At 67.4% G+C, this 23,977-nt stretch carries 13 protein-coding genes and 3 pseudogenes; 10 read left to right on the top strand and 6 right to left on the bottom strand.

The window, feature by feature from the left end:
* Positions 1 to 3 precede the first annotated feature (3 nt).
* Entirely contained in the window at positions 4 to 4,788 is a 4,785-nt protein-coding gene (locus AC07NF_RS19360; protein ID WP_494630011.1) for a hypothetical protein, read from the bottom strand.
* Positions 4,789 to 4,961: 173 nt separating this feature from the next.
* A complete protein-coding gene (gene ettA / locus AC07NF_RS19355; protein WP_492816708.1) occupies positions 4,962 to 6,629 on the bottom strand; it encodes an energy-dependent translational throttle protein EttA in 1,668 nt (555 codons plus the stop codon).
* 240 nt (positions 6,630 to 6,869) lie between these two features.
* On the opposite strand from ettA, the gene AC07NF_RS19350 reads away from it, so the two are divergent.
* Together AC07NF_RS19350 and AC07NF_RS19345 are read left to right on the top strand one after the other, a co-directional pair.
* A complete protein-coding gene (locus tag AC07NF_RS19350; protein ID WP_494630008.1) occupies positions 6,870 to 9,170 on the top strand; it encodes a TonB-dependent receptor in 2,301 nt (766 codons plus the stop codon).
* A 72-nt stretch (positions 9,171 to 9,242) separates the two neighbouring features.
* Positions 9,243 to 9,356 (top strand): annotated as a pseudogene (locus tag AC07NF_RS19345) (hypothetical protein); the annotation flags it as partial.
* 29 nt (positions 9,357 to 9,385) lie between these two features.
* On the opposite strand, the gene AC07NF_RS19340 reads toward AC07NF_RS19345, so the two are convergent.
* Together AC07NF_RS19340 and AC07NF_RS19335 are read right to left on the bottom strand one after the other, a co-directional pair.
* Entirely contained in the window at positions 9,386 to 10,498 is a 1,113-nt protein-coding gene (locus AC07NF_RS19340; RefSeq protein ID WP_494630004.1) for a PepSY-associated TM helix domain-containing protein, read from the bottom strand.
* Positions 10,498 to 12,642 carry a TonB-dependent receptor gene (locus AC07NF_RS19335; protein WP_494629999.1) on the bottom strand — a complete coding sequence of 715 codons (2,145 nt, stop codon included), beginning with the start codon at positions 12,640 to 12,642 and terminating at the stop codon, positions 10,498 to 10,500. The genes AC07NF_RS19340 and AC07NF_RS19335 overlap by 1 nt, the downstream gene beginning before the upstream one ends.
* A 167-nt stretch (positions 12,643 to 12,809) precedes the next feature.
* Here AC07NF_RS19335 and AC07NF_RS19330 point away from each other — a divergent pair, with 167 nt between their 5' ends.
* The 3 genes from AC07NF_RS19330 (at position 12,810) to AC07NF_RS19320 (ending at position 16,176) form a co-directional block, all read left to right on the top strand.
* Positions 12,810 to 13,751, top strand: coding sequence for an amidohydrolase family protein (locus AC07NF_RS19330; RefSeq protein ID WP_494629995.1), 942 nt, complete (start codon positions 12,810 to 12,812; stop codon positions 13,749 to 13,751).
* 271 nt (positions 13,752 to 14,022) lie between these two features.
* Positions 14,023 to 15,255, top strand: a complete 1,233-nt coding sequence (locus AC07NF_RS19325; RefSeq protein ID WP_494629992.1) for an SGNH/GDSL hydrolase family protein — start codon at positions 14,023 to 14,025, stop codon at positions 15,253 to 15,255.
* 3 nt (positions 15,256 to 15,258) lie between these two features.
* A complete protein-coding gene (locus tag AC07NF_RS19320; RefSeq protein WP_494629989.1) occupies positions 15,259 to 16,176 on the top strand; it encodes a polysaccharide deacetylase family protein in 918 nt (305 codons plus the stop codon).
* A 21-nt stretch (positions 16,177 to 16,197) separates the two neighbouring features.
* Here the strand turns inward: AC07NF_RS19320 and AC07NF_RS19315 are convergent.
* Positions 16,198 to 16,310, bottom strand: a pseudogene (locus AC07NF_RS19315) (hypothetical protein); the annotation flags it as partial.
* A gap of 72 nt (positions 16,311 to 16,382) precedes the next feature.
* Here AC07NF_RS19315 and AC07NF_RS19310 point away from each other — a divergent pair.
* Together AC07NF_RS19310 and AC07NF_RS19305 are read left to right on the top strand one after the other, a co-directional pair.
* Positions 16,383 to 18,599, top strand: coding sequence for a S9 family peptidase (locus tag AC07NF_RS19310; protein ID WP_494629987.1), 2,217 nt, complete (start codon positions 16,383 to 16,385; stop codon positions 18,597 to 18,599).
* A 137-nt stretch (positions 18,600 to 18,736) separates the two neighbouring features.
* Complete coding sequence (locus tag AC07NF_RS19305) at positions 18,737 to 18,946, top strand: hypothetical protein (protein WP_494629985.1); 210 nt, start codon at positions 18,737 to 18,739, stop codon at positions 18,944 to 18,946.
* Here the strand turns inward: AC07NF_RS19305 and AC07NF_RS19300 are convergent.
* Positions 18,927 to 19,445, bottom strand: a complete 519-nt coding sequence (locus tag AC07NF_RS19300; RefSeq protein ID WP_494629983.1) for a GNAT family N-acetyltransferase — start codon at positions 19,443 to 19,445, stop codon at positions 18,927 to 18,929. The two genes, AC07NF_RS19305 and AC07NF_RS19300, sit on opposite strands and share 20 nt — an antisense overlap.
* A gap of 62 nt (positions 19,446 to 19,507) precedes the next feature.
* Here AC07NF_RS19300 and AC07NF_RS19295 point away from each other — a divergent pair, with 62 nt between their 5' ends.
* The 3 genes and pseudogenes from AC07NF_RS19295 to AC07NF_RS19285 all read left to right on the top strand — a co-directional run bounded on the left by AC07NF_RS19295 (position 19,508) and on the right by AC07NF_RS19285 (position 23,904).
* Positions 19,508 to 20,299 carry a thioesterase family protein gene (locus AC07NF_RS19295; RefSeq protein WP_494629981.1) on the top strand — a complete coding sequence of 264 codons (792 nt, stop codon included), beginning with the start codon at positions 19,508 to 19,510 and terminating at the stop codon, positions 20,297 to 20,299.
* A 143-nt stretch (positions 20,300 to 20,442) separates the two neighbouring features.
* Positions 20,443 to 21,992, top strand: a pseudogene (locus AC07NF_RS19290) (amidase).
* Positions 21,993 to 22,092: 100 nt separating this feature from the next.
* Positions 22,093 to 23,904, top strand: a complete 1,812-nt coding sequence (locus tag AC07NF_RS19285) for a vWA domain-containing protein (protein ID WP_494629979.1) — start codon at positions 22,093 to 22,095, stop codon at positions 23,902 to 23,904.
* Positions 23,905 to 23,977: the final 73 nt, after the last annotated feature.

The following is a 23,977-nucleotide window of genomic DNA, read 5'->3' as shown; positions in this document are numbered from 1 at the left end:
CGGTCACCCGCCGCCGAAGATGAAGTCGGCCTTGTAGTAGCCCTTGGCGGGATCGAGGATGTCGATCGTGAACGGGGCCGAGCCGTCGGCCAAGTCCGCCAGCCAGGCGTCGTTGGAGCGCACCATGACGCCCAGGTCGGCCTTCTGCGCCTCGGCCAGCAGCCAGCCGACCATCGCCGCCTTGGTCCCGATGCCCTCGCGCCCGTCGCCGCCATAGGTCGCGAAGTAGTCGACGCGCGTGTCGATCATCGCATGGATCTGGGTGTCCGAAGGCGCGGCGCCGAAGATGGTCTTGTAGGCCTCGCGCGTGGCGTCGACGAAGCTCAGCGATCCGTACTTGGCCAGGAAGGCGTCCTTGCCCTCGCCGTTCTTGCCCAGGTTCACCGCGAAGTTGATGTAGCGGTTCTCCAGATTGAAGCTCTGGTAGTAGGCGCTGTTGAGATTGTTGGCGTTCGGACCGGTGGGCGAGACCAGGTAGTCGATCCCGGCGCTGCCCGGGATCTTCCCGGTGAAGAACTCGTAGGCCAGAGTCGCCACCGAGGTCGTGGCGCCGGCCGCCTTGATGATCTCGGTCACGGCGGCGGCCTGGGTCAGGGCGCCGCTGTCGAGCCGCGCCGACAGGTCGCTCGCCAGCACGCCGCTCGCGCCTCCGGTGTTGCGCAGGATATTGCCGACGAAGAACATCATGCCATCGCCGAGCGCGACGGTCTTGTCGCTGTAGCTGATGTATTCGACGTTCCGCACCGTATCGACGCCCTCGTAGTTTTGAGGTGACGACGGCGGCGCGTAAGGGCGACGATCGGCGATCTTCCAGCCGTCGCCCGTCCAGGTGACCGTAAAGTCGGTGCTCGCCCCGCGCATCACCACCGTATCGACGCCCTTGCCGCCGTCGATGACGTCGTCGCCTTCCCAGCCGGTGATGACATTGTTGCCAGCATCGCCGGTCAGGCGGTCCGAGGCTGTCGAACCGGTCAGGTTCTCGACGTTCTTGAGCGTTACCCAGGCGCCCTCGGCGATCATTTGCCGATCGGTCCGGCCCAGGTCGATGACGACGCCACCGTCGAAGAACGGGGCCATGACGGTGTCGAAGCCGGCGCCGCCATCGACGGTGTCGCTTCCCGCGCCGACACCCGTCGTCTCGGGCGACAGAACAATGGCGTCGTCGCCATCGTCGCCGAAGAGCTGATCGTCCCCGGATCCGCCAGACACGATGTCGTTGCCGGCCCCGCCGCGCAGCACATCGTTGCCGGCGCCGCCGCTGAGGTTGTCGTCGCCCCCGCGACCTTCGATCAGGTCGTCGCCGTTCTCGCCGTTGAGCTGGTTGTAGCCGTCCGTGCCGCGGAAAACGTCGTTGAACCGGCTGCCGATGATGCTCTCGATACTGATGAAGGTGTCGCGACCTTCGCCTGTCTCCTGGGGCGTCGAGACGGCCAGATCGACGGTGATCCCGCGCGAGGCGTTGTTGAAGCCCAGGAGGTCGTTGCCCTCGCCGCCATCATAGGTGTCGTCGCCCGCGCTGCTGGCGATGGAGTCGTTGCCGGCGCCGGCCTTGAAGATGTCGTTCCCCGGCGTTCCCAGCAGCGCATCGTCACCCGCGCTGCCCGAGATGACGCCCGCCGGGTCCTTGAGGTTGATCGTCCGGTCCTGGAACTTCAGCGCTTCGACATTGAAAAGCGTGTCGCGGCCCGATTGGAACAGGCCGCTCTGGTCGGTGACAACCCACGAGCCATCCGCCGACTGGGTCATGGAATAGTTGGTCGAGGCCCCGCTAAATTCGACGGTGTCGTAGCCGTCGCCGCCATCGACCGTATCGTCGCCGTTGTCGGCGTAGATCACGTCGTCGCCGGCGCCGCCCTTGAGGATGTCGGCGCCGCGAGAACCGTACAGCTTGTCGGCATAGGCGCTGCCGATGACCCCTTCGATGGAGATCAGCTTGTCCAGGCCCGCGCCGGTATTCTGCTGGCCCGACAAGAGGAGCTGGATGAACACCGGCCCCAGCGCGCCGGCATAGCTGACGATGTCCGTGCCATCGCCGCCGTCCAGGACGTCGTCGCCGAGGCCGCCAGTCAGGACATCATCGCCGCCAAGGCCATTCAGCACGTCGTCATAGGCGCCACCCGTCAGTTGGTCCGCGCCCGCCGTGCCGGTCAGGGTCACGCCGGCCTGGGAGGCCAGGGTGATCGACTTGTCCGAGAAGCGCAGCACCTCGATGCCGCGCAGCGTATCGACGCCGCTATAGGCATAGGCGTAGGTGGCGGGATCGCGCAGGTCCCGCACGGTCAGCGACCCGTCGCTATTGAGGGTCCAGCTGTAGTCCGAGGCGTTGCCGTCGAAGACGGCGGTGTCGTTGCCGGCGCCGCCATCCAGGAAGTCATTGCCGATGGAACCGCTCAGGACGTCATCGCCCGCGCCGCCCGACAGCTGGTCCGCGCCGTCGGCGCCGTTGATCGTATCGGCGACCCCGGTGCCCACCACGACGTCGTCGCCGGAGCCGGCATAGATCTCGATCCCATTGAGCGTGTACTTGTCGCCGATGACGATACGGTCGCTGTAGTCGCTGCCGTAGCCGCCGTAGAACCGCTCGATATTGGTGATCTTGGATCCGGCGGTTCCCTCCCAATTGCCGGTCATGTCCAGGTCCAGCGCTTCGCCGGATCGGGAGTACCAATCGCCGATCACGAGGGTGTCGATCCCCGCCCCGCCGTCGACGGTGTCCTTGCCGTCGAAGACGATGGTGTCGTCGCCCGCGCCGCCGCTGATCTTGTCCGCGCCCAGGCCGCCGTAGATCTTGTCGGCGCCGCCCGAGCCGACGATCGTGTCGTCGCCGGCGTAGCCCCGCAGGATCAGGCCGTTATAGGCCTCGCGGCCCATGATCTCGCCGTAGTAGTAGGTGATCTGGGTGACCAGCCCATCGCCGACGATGATCGTGTCGGCGTCGTTGGAGCCGGAGATGTCGTAGGTATCCTCGACATTGGCGATCGTGCCGCCATTGACCGTGCCGACCCCGCCGCTCCACAGGCCTCGCAGATCGATATTCCAGGCCGACGCGCCGCTGAAGCCCCGCAGGACGTCGCGCCCCGCGCCGCCGTCGATGGTGTCGTTGTAACTGACATAGAAGGTGTCGTCGCCGTTGCCGCCGTACAGCCAGTCAAGGCCCTCGCCGCCCGAAAGGAAGTCGCCGCCATCGCCGCCATAGAGCGTGTCGTTACCGGCGTCGCCATTCAGGTTGTCGCCGAGCACGCCGCCGACGGCGTAGTCGTCTCCGGCGCCCAGGCTCACGCTGAGCCAGTTCGAGGCGTCGGCGGCCCCTGCCCCCCAGATCACCCGATCGGCCATCTGGCTGCCGTTGAACGCCTCGATCTTCTCGACGCCCCGGATCTCGGCGCCGTTGATCAGGCCGGCGCCGCCCGTCCACAGGTTGGTCAGGTCGATGTTCAGGGCCTGCGCGCCGTAGTTGTTCGTTCCCCATTCGAACGACAGGCTGTCCACGCCCGCGCCGCCGTCGATCGCGCGATCGCTGGCGTCGATGATCAGGACGTCGTCGCCCGCGCCGCCGTTCAGCGTGTCGGCGCCGGCCCCGCCCGTAATGTAGTCGCGTCCGCCGCCCCCGGTCAGGACGTCGTCGCCATCGCCGCCATTGATGGTGTCGCTGCCGCCTCCGCCCGTAAGACGATCAGCGCCGCCGCCGCCGTTCAGCGTCGTCGCGTTGATGTAGGCTTCACCGACGACGACCGTGTCATTCATCGCGCCGCCGGTGACCAGGCCCAGCACTTCGACCTCGGTGATGCTGAGCCCGGCTGAAGCATACTGGCCAGTCGTCCAGAGCGTGGTCAGGTCGATGTTCAGAGCCGTGGCGTCCGCCACGAAGTTGATCGTGTCACGGCCCGCGCCGCCGATGACCTTGTCGGCCCCGGCGCCCAGATAGAACTGGTCGTCGCCGTCGCCGCCATCCAGCGTATCGTCGCCAGCCCCGCTATAGAGGCTGTCGTGGCCCATGCCGCCGACCAGCGTTACGCCCGTGGCGCCCGCCTTCATCGTGTCGGATCCCAGGCCGCCGACGATCCGTTCGATGCCGCTCAGGGTGTCGCGCCCCGACGAGATGATGAAGACCGTGCTTTGCGATAGGTCGACGCTCAGATTGTAGTAGATTTGGCTGTAGTCGGCGGTGTCGAAGCCATCCCCGCCGTCGAGGATGTTGTCGCCATTGCCGCCGTCCAGGGTGTCGTCCCCCGCGCCGCCTCGCAGCGTGTCATTGCCATTGCCGCCGAACAGCTTGTTGGCGCCGTCATCGCCGGTCAGGACGTCGGCGAAGCCGGAGCCCAGCAGGCCTTCGATACCGCTGAGAGTGTCCTGCCCCGACCCGCCGGTGCTCTGGGGGCCCGTCACGGCCAGGCTGACCGTCACCGCCGACGTGGCGTCGTTATAGTCGGCATAGTCATAGCCCGCGCCGCCATCGAGCACGTCATCCCCCGCGCCGCCGCGCAGGGTGTCGTCACCACCGCCGCCCAGCAGCGTGTCGTTGCCGCCGCCGCCGCTCAGCAGATTGGCGCCGCCGTCGCCTGTCAGCTTGTCGTTGAAGGCCGAGCCGGTGAGGTTCTCGATATTGAGCAGCGTGTCCGAACCGGCCCCGCCCGTGGCCTGAGGGCCTGAGATCGTCAGGTCCACGGTCACGCCGGCCGTCGCGTTGCCGTAGTAGGCGGTGTCGACGCCCCCGGCGCCGTCCAGGACATCATCACCCGCGGTGCTGACCAGGGTGTCGTTGAACGCCGTACCCGTCAGATTCGCCATGTGTGACCCCGAGCTTGGATCGCGGCGCAGGCTCAAAAGTCACTAACGCCACCTAAAATTGAGCCCAGCTGTGCCCTAAAATTCGAGGTTTCGTCAATCATACTGACGCCGGAACGCAAAAGGGCGACGGCCTGCGCCGTCGCCCTTCATTCGAAGCTCGAAAGTTCGGCGCCTTAGCGCGCGAACTTCTGGAACTTGATGCGCTTGGGGATGAGGCTGTCGGCGCCCAGGCGGCGCTTCTTGTCCTCTTCGTACATTTCGAAATTGCCCTCGAACCATTCGACGTGGCTGTCGCCTTCGAAGGCCAGGATGTGGGTCGCCAGGCGGTCCAGGAACCAGCGATCGTGGCTGATGACCACGGCGCAGCCGGCGAACTCTTCCAGCGCCTCTTCCAGGGCCTGCAGGGTTTCGATGTCCAGGTCGTTGGTCGGTTCGTCGAGCAGCAGCAGGTTGCCGCCGGTGGCCAGGGTCTTGGCCAGGTGGACGCGGTTGCGCTCACCGCCCGACAGCAGGCCGACCTTCTTCTGCTGGTCGCCGCCCTTGAAGTTGAACGAGCCCACGTAAGCGCGGCTGTTGATCTCGCGCTTGCCGACGATCATCACGTCGGTGCCGCCGCTGATCTCTTCCCAGATGGTCTTGTTCGGATCCAGGGCGTCACGCGACTGGTCGACATACGAGAGCTTGACGGTCTCGCCGACCTTGACCGTGCCCTGGTCGGGCTGCTCGCGGCCGGTGATCAGCTTGAACAGGGTCGACTTGCCGGCGCCGTTCGGGCCGATGACGCCGACGATGCCGTTCGGCGGCAGGCGGAACGACAGGTCCTTGAACAGCACCTTGTCGCCGTACTCCTTCTCGAGACCGTTGACCTCGAGCACCAGGCTGCCCAGGCGCGGGCCGGGCGGGATCTGGATGTGGGCCTGGGTCTGGGCGGCGCGGGCGTTTTCCTGCGCGGCGACCATTTCGTCGTACGACGCCAGACGGGCCTTCGACTTGGACTGACGGGCCTTGGGCGAGCTGCGGACCCATTCCAGTTCGCGGGTGAGCGCGCGCTGGCGGGCTTCCGATTCCGACTGCTCCTGGACGACGCGCTTCTGCTTCTGCTCCAGCCAGCCCGAGTAGTTGCCCTCGTAGGGCACGCCCTTGCCGCGGTCGAGTTCCAGGGTCCACTTGGTGACCTGATCCAGGAAGTAACGATCGTGGGTCACCAGGATGACGCAGCCCGGGAACTCTTCCAGGTGATGCTGCAGCCAGGCCACCGACTCGGCGTCCAGGTGGTTGGTCGGTTCGTCGAGCAGCAGCATGTCCGGCTTGCTGAGCAGCAGGCGGGCCAGGGCGATGCGGCGCTTCTCACCGCCCGACAGGTCGGCGATGCTGGCGTCGTTGGGCGGGCAACGCAGGGCGTTGATGGCCATCTCGACCTTGGAATCGATGTCCCACAGGTCCTTGGCGTCGATGACCTCCTGAAGCTTGGTCATCTCCTCCATCAGCTCGTCGGTGTATTCCTCACCCAGCTGAGCCGCGAGCGCGTTGTAGCGGTCGAAGATCTGCTTCTCTTCGCAGTCGGCGATGACGTTGCCCCAGACGTCCAGGGTCGGATCCAGCACCGGCTCCTGCGGGAGGTAGCCGCGCTTGATGCCGTCGGCGGCCTTGGCCTCGCCCGAGAATTCCTTGTCCAGGCCGGCCATGACCTTCAGCAGGGTCGACTTACCCGAGCCGTTGACGCCGACCACGCCGATCTTGGCGTCGGAATAGAAGGACAGCCAGATGTTCTCGAAGACCTTCTTGCCGCCGGGATAGGCCTTGGTCAGGCCCTGCATCTGGAAAATGTATTGCTGAGCCATAGGGCGCGCGTGCTCGCTGGAACGGAGTTTCGGGGATTGGGCGCTGAAATAGCGGTCCAGGCCGCTTCGCGCAATCGTGGCGGGGTCGGATCGTCCTATCCGCGATAGCGCTACCGTCATGGTTTAGTCGCGTGACTGTCGGACAGCCGACACGCTCCCGTCGCCGCGCCGTCGTGGACCGCTGTTAGCCGAGCTTCCCAGGTCGACGTCTCTCCGCGTCGGCAAGGGGAAAAGAAGCTTATGAAAAACCACCTGATGCTGGGCGCCGCCATCAGCGCCCTCTTGTTCGCCGGCCACGCCTTCGCCGCCGAAACCGCCGCCGACGCCGCCCCGGCCGCCGCGCCCGCCGAGGCTTCCGAAGTCGACGCCGTCATCGTCATCGGCCAGGGCCAGAGCCGCCAGGTCCAGACGCTGAAGGACGACGCCATCGGCCTGGAAGCCGCCGGCACCAGCGCGCTGAAGGCCGTCGACAAGCTGCCGGGCGTCACCTTCCAGTCGGCCGACGCCTTCGGGGCTTACGAGTGGTCGACCCGCATCTCGATCCGTGGCTTCAACCAGAACCAGCTGGGCTTCACCCTGGACGGCGTGCCGCTGGGCGACATGACCTACGGCAACCACAACGGCCTGCACATCAGCCGCGCCACCGCCACCGAGAACATCGGCCGCGTCGAGCTGGCCCAGGGCGCGGGCGCCCTCGGCACCGCCTCGACCTCGAACCTGGGCGGCACGCTGCAGTTCTTCTCGCGCGATCCGTCGGAAAAGATGGGCGGCGAGATCGACCTGACCGGCGGCTCGGACAGCATGCACCGCGTGTTCGGCCGTTTCGAAACCGGCGCCATCGAGCAGCTGGGCGGCCTGCGCGGCTACCTGTCGATCGCCGACCAGGGGGCCGACAAGTGGAAGGGCGGCGGCGAGCAGAAGCAGCGCCAGTACGACCTGAAGGTCGTGATGCCGCTGGGCGAGCGCGGCGACCTGACCGGCTTCTACCACCGCTCGGAACGTCGTGAGCAGGACTACCAGGACCTGTCGTTCGACATGATCCGCCGCCTGGGCCGCAACTGGGACAACACCCAGCCGAACTGGGCCCTGGCCATCGCCGCCGCCCGCGCCTACCAGACCAACACCGCCCTGCCCGCGCCGTTCGCCACCGTGGACGACGCCTACTACGCCGGCGCCGGCATCCGTGACGACGATCTGTTCGGCGCCAAGCTGAACCTGGACATCACCGACCACGTCAAGCTGGACGTCACCGCCTACGAGCACAAGAACGAGGGCCAGGGCCTGTGGTACACGCCCTACACGGCCACGCCGGGCTTCGGCACGGCCGGCTCTGACGCCGCCCCGCTGTCGATCCGCACCACCGAGTACGACATCAGCCGCGGCGGCATCACCGGCGGCCTGACGATCGACATCGGCGCCCACCGCATCGGCGTCGGCGGCTGGCACGAGATCAACCACTTCAACCAGGCCCGCCGCTTCTACGGCGAGACGATCTCCAAGCCCTCGCGCGACGCGCTGGACTTCCAGGAGAACCCGTTCTTCACCCAGTGGCAGTACCGCTTCGAGACCAAGACCACCGTCGCCCACCTGGAAGACGAGTGGACCATCAGCGACGCCTTCAAGATCAATTTCGGCTTCAAGTCGATCAAGGTGACCAACGCGGTGACCACCGTCGTCGGCAACCCGCTGTCGGGCGAGATCCAGAGCAAGGACAACTTCCTGCCGCAGGCCGGCTTCGTCTGGAAGGCCACGCCTGACTTCGAAATCTTCGGCGGCTACACCGAGAACATGGGCGCCTACGTCTCGGCGGCCACCTCGGGTCCGTTCAGCTCGCTGAACCAGGACAACGTCAACTACGTCGCCACCAAGCTGAAGCCGGAAAGCTCCAAGACCTTCGAAGCCGGCGCGCGCTATCGCACCGACCGCTTCCAGGGCGTGGCCGCCGTCTATCACGTGGCCTTCGACAACCGCATCCTGGCGGTGCAGCAGGGTTCGTCGATCCAGGGCAACGCCCCGGTGCTGTCGAACGTCGGCTCGGTCGAGACCAAGGGCGTCGAACTGGCCGGCACCTATCGCCTCACCGACGCCTGGAGCCTGTACGGCGCCTACACCTACAACGACTCCAAGTACGACAACGACGTCGTCTCGCTGGACGGCAAGCTGCAAGCCCGCACCAAGGGCAAGACCGTGGTCAACACGCCCAAGAACATCTTCAAGGGCGAGATCGCATTCGACCAGGCCGGCTTCTTCGGCAAGCTGGGCGTGGCCTATACCGACAAGCGCTACTACACCTACGAGAACATCGGCGGTGAAGTCCCCTCGACCACGGTCGCCGACCTGACGGTGGGCTATCGCTTCGCCGAGGACAGCTGGGGCAAGGGCTTCGAGGTCGAGGCCAATGTCACCAACCTGACCGACAAGGACTACATCTCGACGATCGGTTCGGGCGGTTTCGTCAACAGCGACACCAAGGGTGAAGCCATGACGGTCCTGCCGGCCGCGCCGCGTCAGTTCTACGTGTCGATCAAGAAGACGTTCTAAGATCGACTGAGATCGAAACGACGAAGGCCGGGAGGGTGACTTCCCGGCCTTTTTCGTTGCTGGGAGTCTTAGCGCCCCCTCCGTCACGATGCGTATCCGCATCGCGCCACCTCCCCCGTTTCACGGGTGAGGAGGAAGCTGCATCCTCCTGCCCCGCTTGCGGGGGAGGTGGCGCGGCGCCGATAGGCGACGTGACGGAGGGGGCGTTGAAACGGCTAGGCCGCCTGGGCGACAGCCGGCTTGGCCTTGACCTTCGGCCTCTTGCGCTTGGGCACGCCCGTCGGATTGCCCCAGAAGGTCACCACCGCCAGCGTGCCCAGCAAGGTCAGCGTCAGGCCCGAGACCGTCATCACCAGGCGATAAGGCAGACCGCCGACCTTGGCCGCGTGCAGCGGGAAGTCGAGATTGGCGATGCGCGAGCCCAGCGGCATCGCTTGCGCGTCACGGCTGGCGACCATCTTGCCGGTGGCCGGATCGAACCAGGCCATGCTGCGGCCGTTGGGGAGCCACTCGGCCTGCTGGCGCAGGCGGATGCCGATCAGCCCACCCGCCTTGGCCGGCAGACCGATGGTCCGCACCTCGGCGCCGGGGAAGCGCGCCTGGGCCTGGCCGATGACCTGGGTCCAGTCCAGGTCCTTGGCCAGCTTGCCGCCCTTGATCTTCGGCGCGGCCGAGGCCTTCTCCATCACCGCCGCCGACGAGAACGGCGCGCGCAGGGCTTGCGAGAACCACTTCAGATTCATCGCCGCGCCAGTGGTCAGCGACAGGATCAGCAGCGGCGCGATCAGCACGCCCAGGTCGCGGTGATGATGCACGATCGCCGCCCGCTTCATCATCCGGGGCCACAGACGGATGTGGAACATCCGCCGCGTCGGCCACCACAGGATCAGACCGGTGATCACGAAACCCAGACCCGCCAGGCCGGCGATCCCGCCGACGATCTCGCCCGCATCGCCGTTGAAGAGGTGGTGGTGAAAGTCGAAGATCCAGACCTCGGGCCGGGCCCAGTTGGAGGTCCAGGCCTGGACGATGTTCCCGTCCTGGTCGGCGAAGGCCGCCTGCTGTTCCTTCTTGTAGGACAGCTTGTGCAGGCCCATCCGCTCGGTCGCCAGCACGATCGAGCGCGGGCGGTCCTTGGCGGCGAAGACCCTGGTCGCCATCGCGCCCAGGGTCGTCGCGTCCTGCCGCTGCGCGTCGGCGGCGTGGGGCACGGTGGCGCGCAGGAAGGCGTCCTCGTGCACCAGCAACGCGCCGGTGAAGCCCAAAAGCGCCAGCAGCAATCCGATCAGACCGCCGGTCCAGCGGTGCAGAAGGCGCAGAGTCTTCATCAGAAACGGGCTTCCCAGCCGAGGGTCACGGTGCGGCCGCGACCGGCGTAGATCTTGTCCTTGGTCGGCAGGCTCGTGTCCGAATAGTAGGTCAGGTACTGCTTGTCGAAGAGGTTCTGCACGCCCAGCGACACCGCCCCGACCGGCAGCTCGTAACGCACGAAGGCGTCGGCGACCGTGTAGCCCTCGAAGTCGTCCTTCACGAGCGCGGTCTGCATGTTGCGCGAGATGTACTTCTGCACCTGGGCGCGCACGGCCCACTTGCCGGTGCGGTAGTCTGCGGCCAGGTTCAGGCGGTCGGGCGAGATGTTCGCGCCGTCCAGATAGGTGTCCAGCGTCCCATCCGCGTTGGTGTCGGTCTTGCCGCGCAGGCGGGCATAGCCGGTCGAGACCTCCAGGCCCGGGACCGGGGTCTTGGCCTTGACGTTCACTTCCAGGCCCTCGATGGCGACCTTCTGGCGCTGGACGTCGAAGATGCCGCCGGCGTTCTTGACCAGCAGCTGGCCCAGGTCCGACGAGGACCAGAAATAGGCGACGCTGGCGTCGAACGGGCCGCGCTTGTACTCGGCGCCCAGTTCGCGGTTGTTCGACACGATCGGCTCGACGGCCAGGTAGGTGTCGACATCGACATTGGCGACATTGATGGCGCGCAGGATGCGGCCGACGTCCGGCACGGTGTAGCCCTCGGCATAGCTGCCGTAGAAGCGGATGCCCTGGGCCGGCTCGAACACCACGCCGCCATTGGCCAGGGTCGCCTTGAAGTCGGGATTGCCGCCGCCGACCTTGCGAGCGCCGTAGAAGGCTAGGGTCGTGAAGTCGTCGACCTTCAGCTGGACGTTCTCGAAGCGCAGGCCGCCGGCCAGGCGCAGCTTGCCGTCGAACAGGGCGTAGTTGCCTTGTACGAACGGGGCGACGCTCTCGAACTTGGTCGGCGGCACCCAGGCGCGGCCGGTGGCGACCAGCAGCTGGGCGGTGGTGTCGGTCAGGGCGTCGACGCCGACGGTGGCCGTCAGGTCCTTGATGCCCGGCACGGTGCGCTCGTAGTTCACGCGCGCGCCCAGCTTGCGCGAGCGGTTCGAGGACTGGTCGAACAGCGTGCCGTTCGGGGCGATGCTGACGTCCTGGAAGGTGGCGTTCTTGTCGCCGCCGAAGGTGTCGCGCGAGCGGTTGAAGAACAGCTGGGCGGTGAAGTTGCCGCCATAGAGGTCGCTGGTCAGCTGGGCCGAGACGGTCTCGACGCGGTTGGCGGCCGGGATGCCGGGCACCACGCCGCGATAGGCAGTGCTGGGCAGGCGCGTGGCGCGATTGCCGTCGGTAAGAGCTGCGGCCGTGCCGGTGACGGTCACATAGTCGCCGTCGCCCTTCAGCTCGAAACGGTTGGCGACCAGGTCCAGGCGGGTGTTCTCGGCGATCTGCCAGCCGAAGCGGCCGAACACCGACAGGGTCTTGGAGTCCTGGACGTCGCCCTGGGTGTTGTCCATGCCGATGCGGCGGCCGTTAGCGTCGTAGAAGGCGCCGCGCGCGTCATAGGCGACGCCGACCGTGGCGTCGAAATCCCCCTCCCGCCAGCCGACCAGGCCGGCCAGCTTGCCGCCCATCGCGTCGCCCAGCTTGTGAGCCAGGGTGGTCTGGGCCAAGACCTTACCCGAGACGCCGTCGCGCAGCGGCGGGCCGACCGTCACCTGGTTCACGACGCCGCCGGTCGCGCCGATGCCTTGCAGGGCGTTGGAGCCGTAGATCAGCTCGACGCGGTCGATGAAGAACGGGTCGATGGTGTAGCCGTCACGCGAGCCGTCGCGGATCGGGGTCGACTGCGGGATGCCGTTGATGGCGTACAGCGGCGAGCGGCCGCGCAGGCTCTCGCCCGAGCCCGACAGCTTCTGGCGCGTGGGCGAGAACGACGGCGACAGGGTCGAGATGGCGTCGACGATCGAGCCGCCGATGGCGACCTGCTGGCCCAGGGTCTCGTTGTTGATCACGTCCACCGTCAGCGGCAGGGCGCTGGCCGGCAGGCTGGTGCGCGCGGCGGTGATCACCACCTGGTCGACATCGGTCGTGCTCGCGCCGGACTGGGCATGGGCGGCGGTGGCGCAGGCCAAGGCCAGCAGAGAGGCGGTGGCGAGACGGGCGGCTTGAGACGACATGGGCGGATCCGGACAACGAAGGTCCGGCGGCGGGTATAACTTTTGCGATTGATTTGCAATATCGGACGTCGAAACAGCGACGCTTCGGCGTCATGACCTCCGGGGTCATTTCGCGTTCGCGCGGCCCGCGCTACCCCAGTTCACAGATGTAACTCGGGGAGAGACGGATGACCTTCGGACGCAGAACCTTCCTGGCCGGCGCGGGCGCCCTGGTCGCTTCAACAGCCCTCGCCGCCCCGGCCAAGCCGCGCCGGATCATCGATGTGCACATGCACGCCTATCCGGCGACGACGGTCTTTGACGACCCGATCGTCAATCCGATCACCGGCAAGAAAAGCCCGATCCGCACCGGCGCCGACCACATGGAGGCCTGCATCGCCGAGATGAAGCGCCGCAACGTGGTCATGGGCGTGGTCAGCGGCGGCGATGGCGACCGGCTTAAGGCGGCCACCGACTGGCACGACCGCGACCCGGCCCGCTTCATCGCCGGCGCGGGTGTCCGGGGTTCAGACGACACGCCGCTGCCGCCCCTGGACGTGCTGCGCAAGGCCTTCGCCGACGGCAGCATCAAGGTGCTGGGCGAGGTCACCGCGCAATATGCCGGCCTGCCGTTGGGCGATCCCAAGTACGAGCCTTACCTGGCGCTGGCCGAGGAGTTCGACATCCCGGTGGCCCTGCACACCGGCTCGATGCCGGGCGGCACGACCTTCGACGCCTGCTGCCGCACGGCGCGGGCCCGACTGGGCAATCCGGAATATGTCGAGGAGGCGCTGAACCGGCATCCCAAGCTGCGCCTGAACCTGATGCACGGCGGCTGGCCCTATCTGGGAGAAACCATCGCCATCCTGATGCTGTATCCGAACGTCAATCTGGACACCGGCGCGCTGGCCTGGCTGCTGCCGCGTCCGGCCTTCCACGGCATCCTGCGCCAGCTGGTCGAGGCGGGTCACAGCAAGCGGATCATGTTCGGCTCGGACAACATGTTCTGGCCCGACGCCATCGGCCTGTCGATCGACGCGGTCGAGGCCGCGACCTTCCTCACCGAGGACCAGAAGCAGGACATCTTCTTCAACAACGCGGCCAAGTTCTACAAACTACCGGCCGCCTGATTTCACCCCGTGCCAGCGGTGACACGCAAAAGAAAAGCCCGGCCAAAACGACCGGGCTGAAAGTTTATAGGGAGGAAACGCCCAGGAAGGGCAGAGGCGCTCGGCGCCTCACGGGATCCTGATAGCGCTACCATCGGTGTAGATGCAAGCGATTCCTGGCCGGCGCGGCGACCTGCCGCACTTTGATCGCTCGCGACGCTTTACGGCGCGGCCTGGAGGTCATACCAATGTTACCGCTACCGACAGCAAGTCGGGGCGGGAGAAAACGCTGATGAAGATGTTCGCGCGGCCTGCGTTGATCGCCGCTGGTCTGGCATTTGCCCTCGCCCTGCCCGCCTATGCCGAGACCCCCAAGAGCCTTAAGTGGGTCGGCAGCTGGGCCAGCGCCCAGATGGCGCCGGACGCCAAGAACAGCCTCGCTCCCGAAGACTATCCCGACGCCACCCTGCGCCAGGTCGTGCGGCTGTCGATCGGCGGCGACAAGATCCGCGTGCGGCTGTCGAACGCCTTCGGGACCCAGCCCCTGACCATCAAGGCCGCCCGCGTGGCGGTCTCGGCGGCCCTGAACAGCGCCCGCATCGATCCCGCCACCGACCGCGCCCTCACCTTCTCGGGCCGGAGCGAGGTGACCATTCCCGCCGGCGCCGACTACTGGTCCGATCCGGTCAGCTTGAAAGTCACGCCGCTGACCAGCCTGGCCATCAGCCTGCACTATCCCGCCGCGCCCAGCGTCCAGACCGGCCACCCCGGCTCGCGGGCGACCTCCTACGTCCTGGCCGGCGACCACACCGCCGACGCCGATCTGCCGGGGGCCAAGACCGCCGACCGCTGGTTCCAGATCTCCAGCGTCGACGTGGTCTCGCCGAAAGCCGGCGCGATCGTCGCGTTCGGCGACAGCATCACCGACGGTTACGGCGTGCAGCCCAACACCAACCTGCGCTGGACCGACGGCCTGCTGGAGCGCCTCAAGGGCAAGAACCTGGGGATCCTGAACCTGGGCATCGGCGGCAACCGCGTGCTGCTGGACGGCCTGGGTCCCAACGCCCTGGCGCGGTTCGAGCGTGACGTCCTCAGCCAGGCCGGCGTCACCCACGTGATCCTGCTGGAAGGCGTCAACGACCTGGGCGTCCTGACCCGCGACGCGCCCGCCACGCCCGAGGCGCACAAGGCCCTCGTGGAGCAAGTCACCGCCGCCTACCGCCAGATGATCGACCGCGCCCACGCTCGCGGCATCAAGGTCATCGGCGCGACCATACTGCCCTACTCCGGCTCGGCCTATTACCACCCCGGTCCGGAGAACGAGGCCGACCGCCAGGCGATCAACGCCTTCATCCGCGCGCCCGGCAACTTCGACGGCGTCATCGACTGGGACAAGGCCCTGCGCGACCCGGCCCGCCCGACCTACCTGCTGAAGGCCTATGACAATGACGGCCTTCACCCCAATCTGGCCGGCTACAAAGCCATGGCGGATGCTATTCCGTTGAGCCTGTTCGAGAGCAAATAAGCCATGCGCATCGTCCTCGCCGCCGCCCTCGCCCTGGTCGCCACGACGGCCCCCCTCTCGCAAACTTGGGCCGCCGACAAACCCGTCATCGCCTTCACCTGGGATGACCTGCCCGCCCACGCGGCCCTGCCGCCGGGCGCGACCCGCACCCAGATCGCGACCGACCTGCTGAAGGCTTCGGCCGAGGCTAAGGCCCCGGCGTTCGGCTTCATCAACGGCGTCCAGACCGAGCGCGAACCCGGCTCCGACGCGGCCCTGAAGCTGTGGCGCGAAGCTGGCCAGCCGCTGGGCAACCACGGCTGGTCGCACCAGAACCTGGCCAGCCTGACGCCCGAGCAATTCGCGGACGAGGCCGCCAAGAACGAGCCGATGCTCAAAGAGTTGATGGCCGGCCAGGACTGGCGCTGGCTGCGCTTCCCGTTCCTGTCGGAAGGCGACACGCCGGAGAAGCGCCTGGCGGTCCGCGTCTGGCTGGCGACCAACCACTACAAGATCGCCAGCGTGACGATGAGCTTCGGCGACTGGGCCTTCAGCGACCCGTACGCCCGCTGCGTGGCCAAGAACGATCAGGCCTCGATCGCCCAGCTGGAAAAGATCTATCTGGACGGCGCGGCCGCCGTCGCCGATCGCTCGCGGGCCATGGCCAAGACCCTGTACGGCAAGGACATCCCCTACGTCCTGCTGATGCACGGCGGCGCCTTCGAGGCCCGCATGGCCACGCGCCTGTTCAAGCTCTACCAGGACAAGGGCTACGGCTTCACCACGCTGGAAAAGGCCGAGAGCCACCCGTTCTACAAGACCGACGTGGACCCCAGCCTGCCGCCGGAACCCACCACGCTGGAGGACGCGCTGAAGGCCAAAGGCCTGCCGGTCCCGGCCCAGCCGATCGACCTAGCGGCGGTTCAGGGCATGTGTCGCTAAGCGCCCCCTCCGTCACGTCGCCTATCGGCGCCGCGCCACCTCCCCCGTTTCACGGGGCAGGAAAGAGCAGCTTCCTCCTGCCCCGCTTGCGGGGGAGGTGGATCGCTGCGGATACGCAGCGAGACGGAGGGGGCGCTTTCCGCGTTTCAATCCCGCAACAACTTCCCTGCTGACAACGGCGACGCTCGCGCATAGCGTCCCGCGCCATGATCAAGCCCTCGCTCACGGCGCTCGCGGCCGTCCTCGCCCTGTCCACGCCGGCTTTGGCGGAAAAACTCACCCCGGAACGGGTTTTCGCCGATCCCAGCCTGTCGGGTCCCACCGCCAAGGGCGTGGCCCTGTCGCCGGACGGCAAACGCGTCACCTATCTGAAGGGCAAGCCGGAAGCGGCCAACGTCCAGGACCTGTGGGCCGCAGACGTCAAGGGCGGCGAGCCCTATCGCCTGATCGACAGCGCCGCGCTGTCGTCGGGCGCCAAGGAGCTGTCGGAAGCCGAGAAGGCCCGCCGCGAACGCGCCCGCGTCTCGGCCCGCGGCATCGTCGAATACAGCTGGGACAAGCAGGGCCGCTTCATCCTGGTGCCGCTGGACGGCGACCTCTATCTGGACAGCGTCGCCGACGGCAAGGTCACCCGCCTGACCGAAACGCCGGGCGATGAGGTCGACGCCAAGGTCTCGCCCAAGGGCGGCTTCGTCAGCTACGTCCGCGACCAGAACCTCTACATCAAGCCGCTGGCAGGCGGGGCCGAAACGGCCCTGACCACCGAGGGCAAGGACACCCTGTCGTTCGGCGTCGCAGAGTTCGTGGTGCAGGAGGAGCTGGACCGCTTCACCGGCTACTGGTGGAGCCCGGACGAGAGCCGCATCGTCTACACCCGCGTCGACGAGAGCACCGTCGACGTCGTGCCGCGCGCCGACATCGGTCCGGGCGGCGCTACCGTGGTCAACCAGCGCTATCCGCGCGCCGGCCGCCCCAACGCCGTGGTCGAGCTGTTCGTTCGCGACCTGGCCTCGGGCCAGGTGCGCAAGCTGGACCTGGGCGCCAACAAGGACATCTACCTGGCCCGCGTCGACTGGTCGGCCGACGGCAAGACCGTCTACGCCCAGCGCCTGTCGCGCGACCAGAAGACCATCGACCTGATCGCCTTCGACGCCGCCACCGGCGCGGCCAAGACGCTCGTCACCGACACCGACGCCCACTGGGTCGAGGCGCGCGACGACTTCTACCCGCTGAAGGACGGCACCTTCCTGTGGTCGTCGGAGAAGGACGGCAATACCCACCTCTATCGCTACGCCGCCGACGGCAAGCAGATCGCCCAGATCACCAAGGGCGACTGGCCGATGGCCGGGCTGGAGGGCGTCGACGAGGACCGCAAGGTGGCGATCTTCATCGCCTCGATCGACACGCCGATCGAGCGCCGCCTGTACGAGGTGTCCTACGCTAAGCCCGGCAAGCCCAAGGCCCTGACCTCGGCCGGCGGCTGGTGGTCGGCCAAGGTGGCCGCCAGCGGCGGCGCCTTCGCCGGCACCTACGAAGATCCCAAGACCCCTCCGCAGACCGCGCTGTACGACAACACCGGCAAGCGCGTGCGCTGGATCGAGGAAAACAAGCTGGCCGAGGGTCACCCCTACTGGCCCTATGCCTCGACCCTGCCGGTTCCGGAGTACGGCTCGCTGAAGGCCGCCGACGGCGAGACCCTCTATTACGAGATCCTCAAGCCGCAGAACTTCGACGCCAGCAAGAAGTACCCGGCCCTGCTGGCGGTCTATGGCGGCCCGCACGCCCAGCAGGTCAAGCGCACCTGGCAGAGCGTGTCCGAGCGCACCTATCTGGAAGCCGGCTACGTCGTCTTCCGGATCGACAACCGCGGCAGCGGCAGCCGCTCGGCCAAGTTCATGCGCGCTTTGGATCGCAACCTGGGCACGGTCGAGGTCGAGGATCAGCTGCTGGGGGCCAAGTTCCTGGCCGGTCTTCCTTACGTCGACCCGGACAAGCTGGGCGTGATGGGCTGGTCGTACGGCGGCTTCATGACCCTGATGCTGCTGACCGCCGACAACACCCCGTTCAAGGCTGGCGCGGCCGGCGCCCCGCCGACCGAGTGGGGCCTGTACGACACGGCCTATACCGAGCGCTACATGGGCAAGCCGGACGAGAACAAGGCCGGCTACGCCTATTCGGATCTCAACACCCGGATCGGCAAGCTGGCGCCCGGCAGCCTGCTGCTGCTGCACGGCATGGCCGACGACAACGTCATCTTCGAGAACAGCACCCGGCTGATGTCGGCCCTGCAGGCCAAGGCCATCCCGTTCGAGATGGCGCTCTACCCCGGCGAGCGTCACAGCGCGCCGCGCAGCAAGACCAAGGGCCTCAGTGTGCTGACGAAGCACCTGGAGTTCTTCGACCGCAAGCTCAAGGGCCAATAGGCCGCGCGCGCCGTCCGCGTCCTTCCGGGCGCGGACGGCCTGCGACACCCTGCCCGCCCCCATTGACCTTATGTCGCAGGGTGCTCGGGCTGGGTACAGCTTATGGTTATCGGCGCTGGTTCAGGAAAAACGCGCCAATGACCAAGACCACCGAAGCCGCCGTCGAATGGCTGATCGAGACCGTCAAGGTCGCGCTCGAGGAAGGGCGCGCCACCGAGACCGAGCTCGAGGAGTGGCTGCTGGCCGCCATCCTGTTGGAAGAAATGGCCATCGAAGAACAGCAGGACGACCAGGAAGCCCGCACGTTCGGCGCCTGGTTCGCCCAGGCTAGCGGGACGGTTCACTAGCCTTCCACGTCTCGGCGTCCAGGCTCAGATAGACGCTGTCGCACCATTCTTCCCCGACCAGCCAGGTCTTTTCCTTCCGTCCCGTCTCGACAAAACCCAGGCGCGTCAGCAGCTTGAGGCTGGCCGCATTGCGCGGGTCGACGTCCGCGACCGCCGCCGACACGAACTCGAAGCCTCGGTCCAGCACCGCGCTTAGAGCTTCATGGGCGAAGCCTCTGCCCCAGTAGTCGGGGTGGAAGATGAAGCCGATCTCCGGATACTCGTAGAAACCGGCCTTGCCGATCACGGCGCCGTTCAGCTCGACGACAAAATCCTCGCCGTCGGCGGGATCGATCGCGATCATGCCGCGCAGCCAGCTGAGCGAGCGTTCCAGCGTGGCATGCGGCGGCGTCGACCAGAACCGCGTCGCGCGCGGATCGCTCAGGATCGCGTGGATCGCCAGGAGGTCATCCTCCCGAGCCTTGCGCAGCAACAGCCGTTCGGTGCGGAGCGTGGTCATGAACTCGAGCTAGCACGACAGCCGCTTGACTTCCGTAGCGAAAGAAAACGAACCTTCGCGACATGACCAGCTACACCGATCTCGTCGCCGCCATCACCGCCACCGACAGCGGCTTCTCGGCCCATGTCTCCGACGACTGGAAGCAGGGCCGCACCACCTATGGCGGCCTGTCCGCCGCCCTGTGCGTTGAGGCGGCCCAGCGGGCGTTTCCGGACGCCCCGCCCCTGCGCTCGGCCCAGTTCGCCTTCGTCGGTCCGGCGGCCGGTGAGCTGTCGATGCAGGTCAGGACGCTGCGTCAGGGCAAGTCGACCTTGTTCGCCAGCGTCGACCTAATCGGCGAGCAGGGCGTGGCCACCCACGGAACCCTGACCTTCGGCGCGGGCCGCGAGTCGCACATTCCCGCCTATGCCGATGTCGCCTGTCCCGCCGTCGCACCGCCCGACCAGTGCGAGCCGTTCCACAAGGGCGACACCAGCCAGGCCCCCAGCTTCATCCGCCAGTTCGACTTCCGCGTCGCCGGCGGCGGACGGCCGGGCACGGGCGAGCCGCCGGAATATCTGCTGTGGATCCGTCACCGCGATGCGGCCGCCACCTCGCTCTCGGCCCTGATCGCCCTGGGCGACGCCCCGCCGCCGCCGGCCATGACGCTGTTCCAGAAGTTCGGCCCGATCTCGACCATGACCTGGGCGCTGGATGTCGTGGGCCTGCCTGGTGAGGACGACGACGGCTGGCGCCTGCTGCGCAGCAAGTCCGAGACCATCGCTGAGGGTTACTCGACGCAAGAGATGCATCTGTGGGACAGCCGTGGCCGCCCGCTGATCCTGGCGCGGCAGAACGTGGCGATCTTCGTCTAGCGACGGTGGGGCCGAAACCTCGTCCTTCGACAGGCTCAGGATGAGGTTTCTACTGCACTCGGCGCCAAAATAGTCCTCACCCTGAGCCTGTCGAAGGGCGAGGACGGCCCCTCGGTGCTTGTCGCCTCGAAACTTTTGACCTCATGCTCGCCCCCGTTCGGTCGCCCCCAGAGTCGCGGCCGCGTTCGGGGAAACGCTCATGACCAAGATCGCCTGCCTGGCTGGCGCGGCCGCACTCGCGCTGCTCGCGGGAGCCGCTCACGCCCAGTCTTCGGAAGACGCCACCAAGGGCTATCTGGCGGTCATCAAGGACAAGAACCCCGTCCTGAACGCCGTCATCGCCACCAACCCCAGCGCCTTGGCCGACGCCAAGGCGCTGGACGCCGAGCGCAAGGCTGGCAAGGTCCGCTCGCCCCTGCACGGCGTTCCGATCCTGTTGAAAGACAATGTCGAGAGCGCCGATCCCCTGGCCACCACCGCCGGCTCGCTGGCGCTGAAGGACAATGTCACCGGCCGCGACGCGCCCATCGCCAAGCGCCTGCGCGACGCGGGCCTGGTCATGCTGGGCAAGGCCAACCTGTCGGAATGGGCCAATATCCGCTCGTCCAAGTCGATCAGTGGCTGGAGCGCGGTGGGCGGCACGGTGCGCAACCCCTATGTCCTGGACCGCAGCGCCTGCGGCTCGTCCAGCGGCTCGGGCGCGGCGGTGGCGGCGGGCCTGGCGCCCCTGGCCATCGGCACCGAGACCGACGGCTCGATCACCTGCCCCGCCGCGATCAACGGCCTGGTGGGCCTGAAGCCGACCCTGGGCCTGGTCTCGCGCACCCACATCGTGCCGATCAGCCACAGCCAGGACACCGCCGGCCCGATGACCACCACGGTCGAGGACGCCGCCAAGGTGCTGACCGTCATCGCCGGCAGCGACCCGGCCGACCCGGCCACCAAGGACGCCGACGCCCGCAAGACCGACTACGCTGCCGGCCTGTCGAAGGACGCGCTGAAGGGCGTCAAGCTGGCGGTCGCCCGGTTCTACACCGGCTACTCGCCCAAGCTGGATCTGGTGTTCGAGAACGCCCTGAAGGAGCTGCAGGCCCAGGGCGCGATCCTGGTCGACGTCAAGGAGTTCGACGAAGGCCCGATCGGCAAGGCCGAGGGGACGGTGCTCTACACCGAGCTGAAGGCCGACATGGCCGCCTACCTGGCCTCGACCGACCCGAAGAAGGTGCCCAGCCGCACGCTGGCCGACCTGATCGCCTTCAACAAGGCCACGCCCAAGGAGTTTGAGTGGTTCGGCCAGGAGAGCTTTGAGCGGGCCGAGAAGACCAAGGGCCTGACCGATCCCGACTATCTGAAGGCCCTGGCCGACTCCAAGCGGCTGGCCGGTCCGGAAGGCATCGACAAGATCCTCAAGGACACCGGCGCGGTGGCCATCATCGCCCCGACCACCGGCCCGGCCTGGACCATCGATCCGCTGAACGGCGACAACTATGGCGGCTCGTCGACCACCCTGCCCGCCGTGGCCGGCTATCCGCACCTGACCGTGCCGATGGGCGCCGTCACCGGCCTGCCGGTGGGCTTGTCCTTCATCGGTCCGGCCTGGAGCGAGAAGCTGCTGCTGAACCTGGGCTACGCCTATGAGCAGGCGACGCAGCACAGGAAGCCGCCGCAGTTCTTGAAGACGATCGCCCCGTAGACCGGCGGGGCCATCACCCCTAGGTTGATCTTCCTAACGCCCAGCTTTTGTCATATTACGATTGTAAATGACAAGGCATAACAGGTCAGGGAGATCGGCCATGGTTCGTCGCAGTCTTCGTTTCGCGGGCGTCAGTATCCTGTCCCTGGCCGTGGTCGGCGCGTCGCCGGCCTCGGCCCTTCCTGCTCCCGGCGATGGCGCGGTGACGCCCGAGGCCTGCGCGGCCCTGGGCTTCGCGGCGCCCTCGAGCCGTGACGATGTCGTCGTGTCGGGAGTCCGCAAGCGCGTGTCCGGCGTCACCGGCCGAGCTCCCGTGGCGGAGTATTCGGCCCGGGTCGGCGCGCCGCCGCCCCCTCCGCCACCGCCACCGCCACCTCCCCCGCCGCCGTCAGCGGCGAACATGACGCCTCCGCCGCCGCTGCCGCTCCCGCCGGTCCAGTCGCGCTTCACGGCGCCGGCGATCATCAGCGGATCGCCGCACGTGCCCACGGCGATGGACACCGAGCGATATCCCGGCGCGGCCGCCAATCCGGTCAAGCGCGTGGCCGAGGAGCCGGTCTCGACCTTCTCGATCGACGTCGACACGGCCGCCTACGCCAATACCCGCCGCTTCCTCAACGACGGCAGCGCCCCGCCCCGCGACGCCATCCGGGTCGAGGAGCTGGTGAACTATTTCGACTACGGCTACGCCCGCCCGGCCAGCACCGAGACTCCGTTCCGCGCCACGGTGGCGGTCGCCCCCTCGCCGTGGTCGAAGGAGCGCCAGATCCTGCACATCGGCCTGCAGGGCTATGCGACGCCGCGCACCGACGCGCCGCCGCTGAACCTGGTCTTCCTGGTCGACACCTCGGGCTCGATGATGGGGGCCGACCGCCTGCCGCTGGCCCAGAAGGCGCTGAACGTGCTGATCGACCAGCTGCGGCCGCAGGATCGGGTCTCGATGGTCGCCTATGCCGGCTCGGCCGGCGCGGTGCTGTCGCCCACCGATGGCCGCTCGAAGCTGAAGATGCGCTGCGCTCTGGGAGCACTACAGGCAGGCGGCTCCACGGCCGGCGGCCAGGGGCTGGAACTGGCCTATGCCCTCGCCAAGCAGAACTTCACCAAGGGGTCGGTCAATCGGGTGATCCTGGTCACCGACGGCGACTTCAATGTCGGCATCTCGGACCCGACCCGGCTGAAGGACTTCGTCGCCGACCAACGCAAGAGCGGCGTCTATCTGTCGGTCTACGGCTTCGGGCGCGGCAACTACAACGACACGATGATGCAGGCCCTGGCCCAGAACGGCAACGGCGTGGCCGCCTATGTCGACACCCTGAACGAGGCCCGCAAGCTGCTGCGCGACGACTTCCAGGCCAGCCTGTTCCCGATCGCCGACGACGTGAAGATCCAGGTCGAGTTCAATCCCGCGCGGGTCGCTGAGTATCGCCTGATCGGCTACGAGACGCGCCTGCTGAACCGCGAGGACTTCAACAACGACCAGGTCGACGCCGGCGAGGTCGGCTCGGGCGCGTCGGTGACGGCGCTGTACGAGATCACTCCGGTCGGCGCGCGGCCCTCGTCGGATCCGTTGCGGTATGGCGAGCAGAAGCCCGCGCCGGTCGCCAGCGGCGAGCTGGCCTTCCTCAAGGTGCGCTACAAGCCGCCGGGCGGGACCGTTTCGAAGCTGATCGAACGCCCGATCGGCAAGGCGGACAGCTACGCCAGCCTGTCGGCGGCGCCGGAGTCCACACGGTTCGCGTTGGCGGTCGCTGCCTACGGCCAGAAGCTGCGCGGCGACCCGTGGGTGGACGAGGGCTTCGACTGGCCGGCCGTCACTGCCCTGGCGCAAAGCGCGCGCGGCGAAGACCCCGACGGCCTGCGCGCGGAGTTCGTGCAGCTGACCAAGGCCGCGCGGGACGTGAAGGCGCGGTAGCCCCTCATCCGCTCATCCCCGCGAAAGCGGGGACCCAAGTCGAGCCAACCTATTTCGCCTTCCTAGGCCTTGT

The sequence above is a fragment of the Caulobacter sp. GW821-FHT10A06 genome (assembly GCF_059415805.1).
Note: the sequence above shows the minus strand (reverse complement) of the source record. Positions and strands in the feature narration are given on the sequence as shown.

Bases quoted from the DNA above. Each gene is read 5' to 3' on its own strand.
- AC07NF_RS19360 (WP_494630011.1), bottom strand. From the start codon at position 4,788: ATGGCGAATCTGACGGGTACGGCGTTCAACGACACCCTGGTCAGCACC.
- ettA (WP_492816708.1), bottom strand. From the start codon at position 6,629: ATGGCTCAGCAATACATTTTCCAGATGCAGGGCCTGACCAAGGCCTAT.
- AC07NF_RS19350 (WP_494630008.1), top strand. From the start codon at position 6,870: ATGAAAAACCACCTGATGCTGGGCGCCGCCATCAGCGCCCTCTTGTTC.
- AC07NF_RS19340 (WP_494630004.1), bottom strand. From the start codon at position 10,498: ATGAAGACTCTGCGCCTTCTGCACCGCTGGACCGGCGGTCTGATCGGA.
- AC07NF_RS19335 (WP_494629999.1), bottom strand. From the start codon at position 12,642: ATGTCGTCTCAAGCCGCCCGTCTCGCCACCGCCTCTCTGCTGGCCTTG.
- AC07NF_RS19330 (WP_494629995.1), top strand. From the start codon at position 12,810: ATGACCTTCGGACGCAGAACCTTCCTGGCCGGCGCGGGCGCCCTGGTC.
- AC07NF_RS19325 (WP_494629992.1), top strand. From the start codon at position 14,023: ATGAAGATGTTCGCGCGGCCTGCGTTGATCGCCGCTGGTCTGGCATTT.
- AC07NF_RS19320 (WP_494629989.1), top strand. From the start codon at position 15,259: ATGCGCATCGTCCTCGCCGCCGCCCTCGCCCTGGTCGCCACGACGGCC.
- AC07NF_RS19310 (WP_494629987.1), top strand. From the start codon at position 16,383: ATGATCAAGCCCTCGCTCACGGCGCTCGCGGCCGTCCTCGCCCTGTCC.
- AC07NF_RS19305 (WP_494629985.1), top strand. From the start codon at position 18,737: ATGACCAAGACCACCGAAGCCGCCGTCGAATGGCTGATCGAGACCGTC.
- AC07NF_RS19300 (WP_494629983.1), bottom strand. From the start codon at position 19,445: ATGACCACGCTCCGCACCGAACGGCTGTTGCTGCGCAAGGCTCGGGAG.
- AC07NF_RS19295 (WP_494629981.1), top strand. From the start codon at position 19,508: ATGACCAGCTACACCGATCTCGTCGCCGCCATCACCGCCACCGACAGC.
- AC07NF_RS19285 (WP_494629979.1), top strand. From the start codon at position 22,093: ATGGTTCGTCGCAGTCTTCGTTTCGCGGGCGTCAGTATCCTGTCCCTG.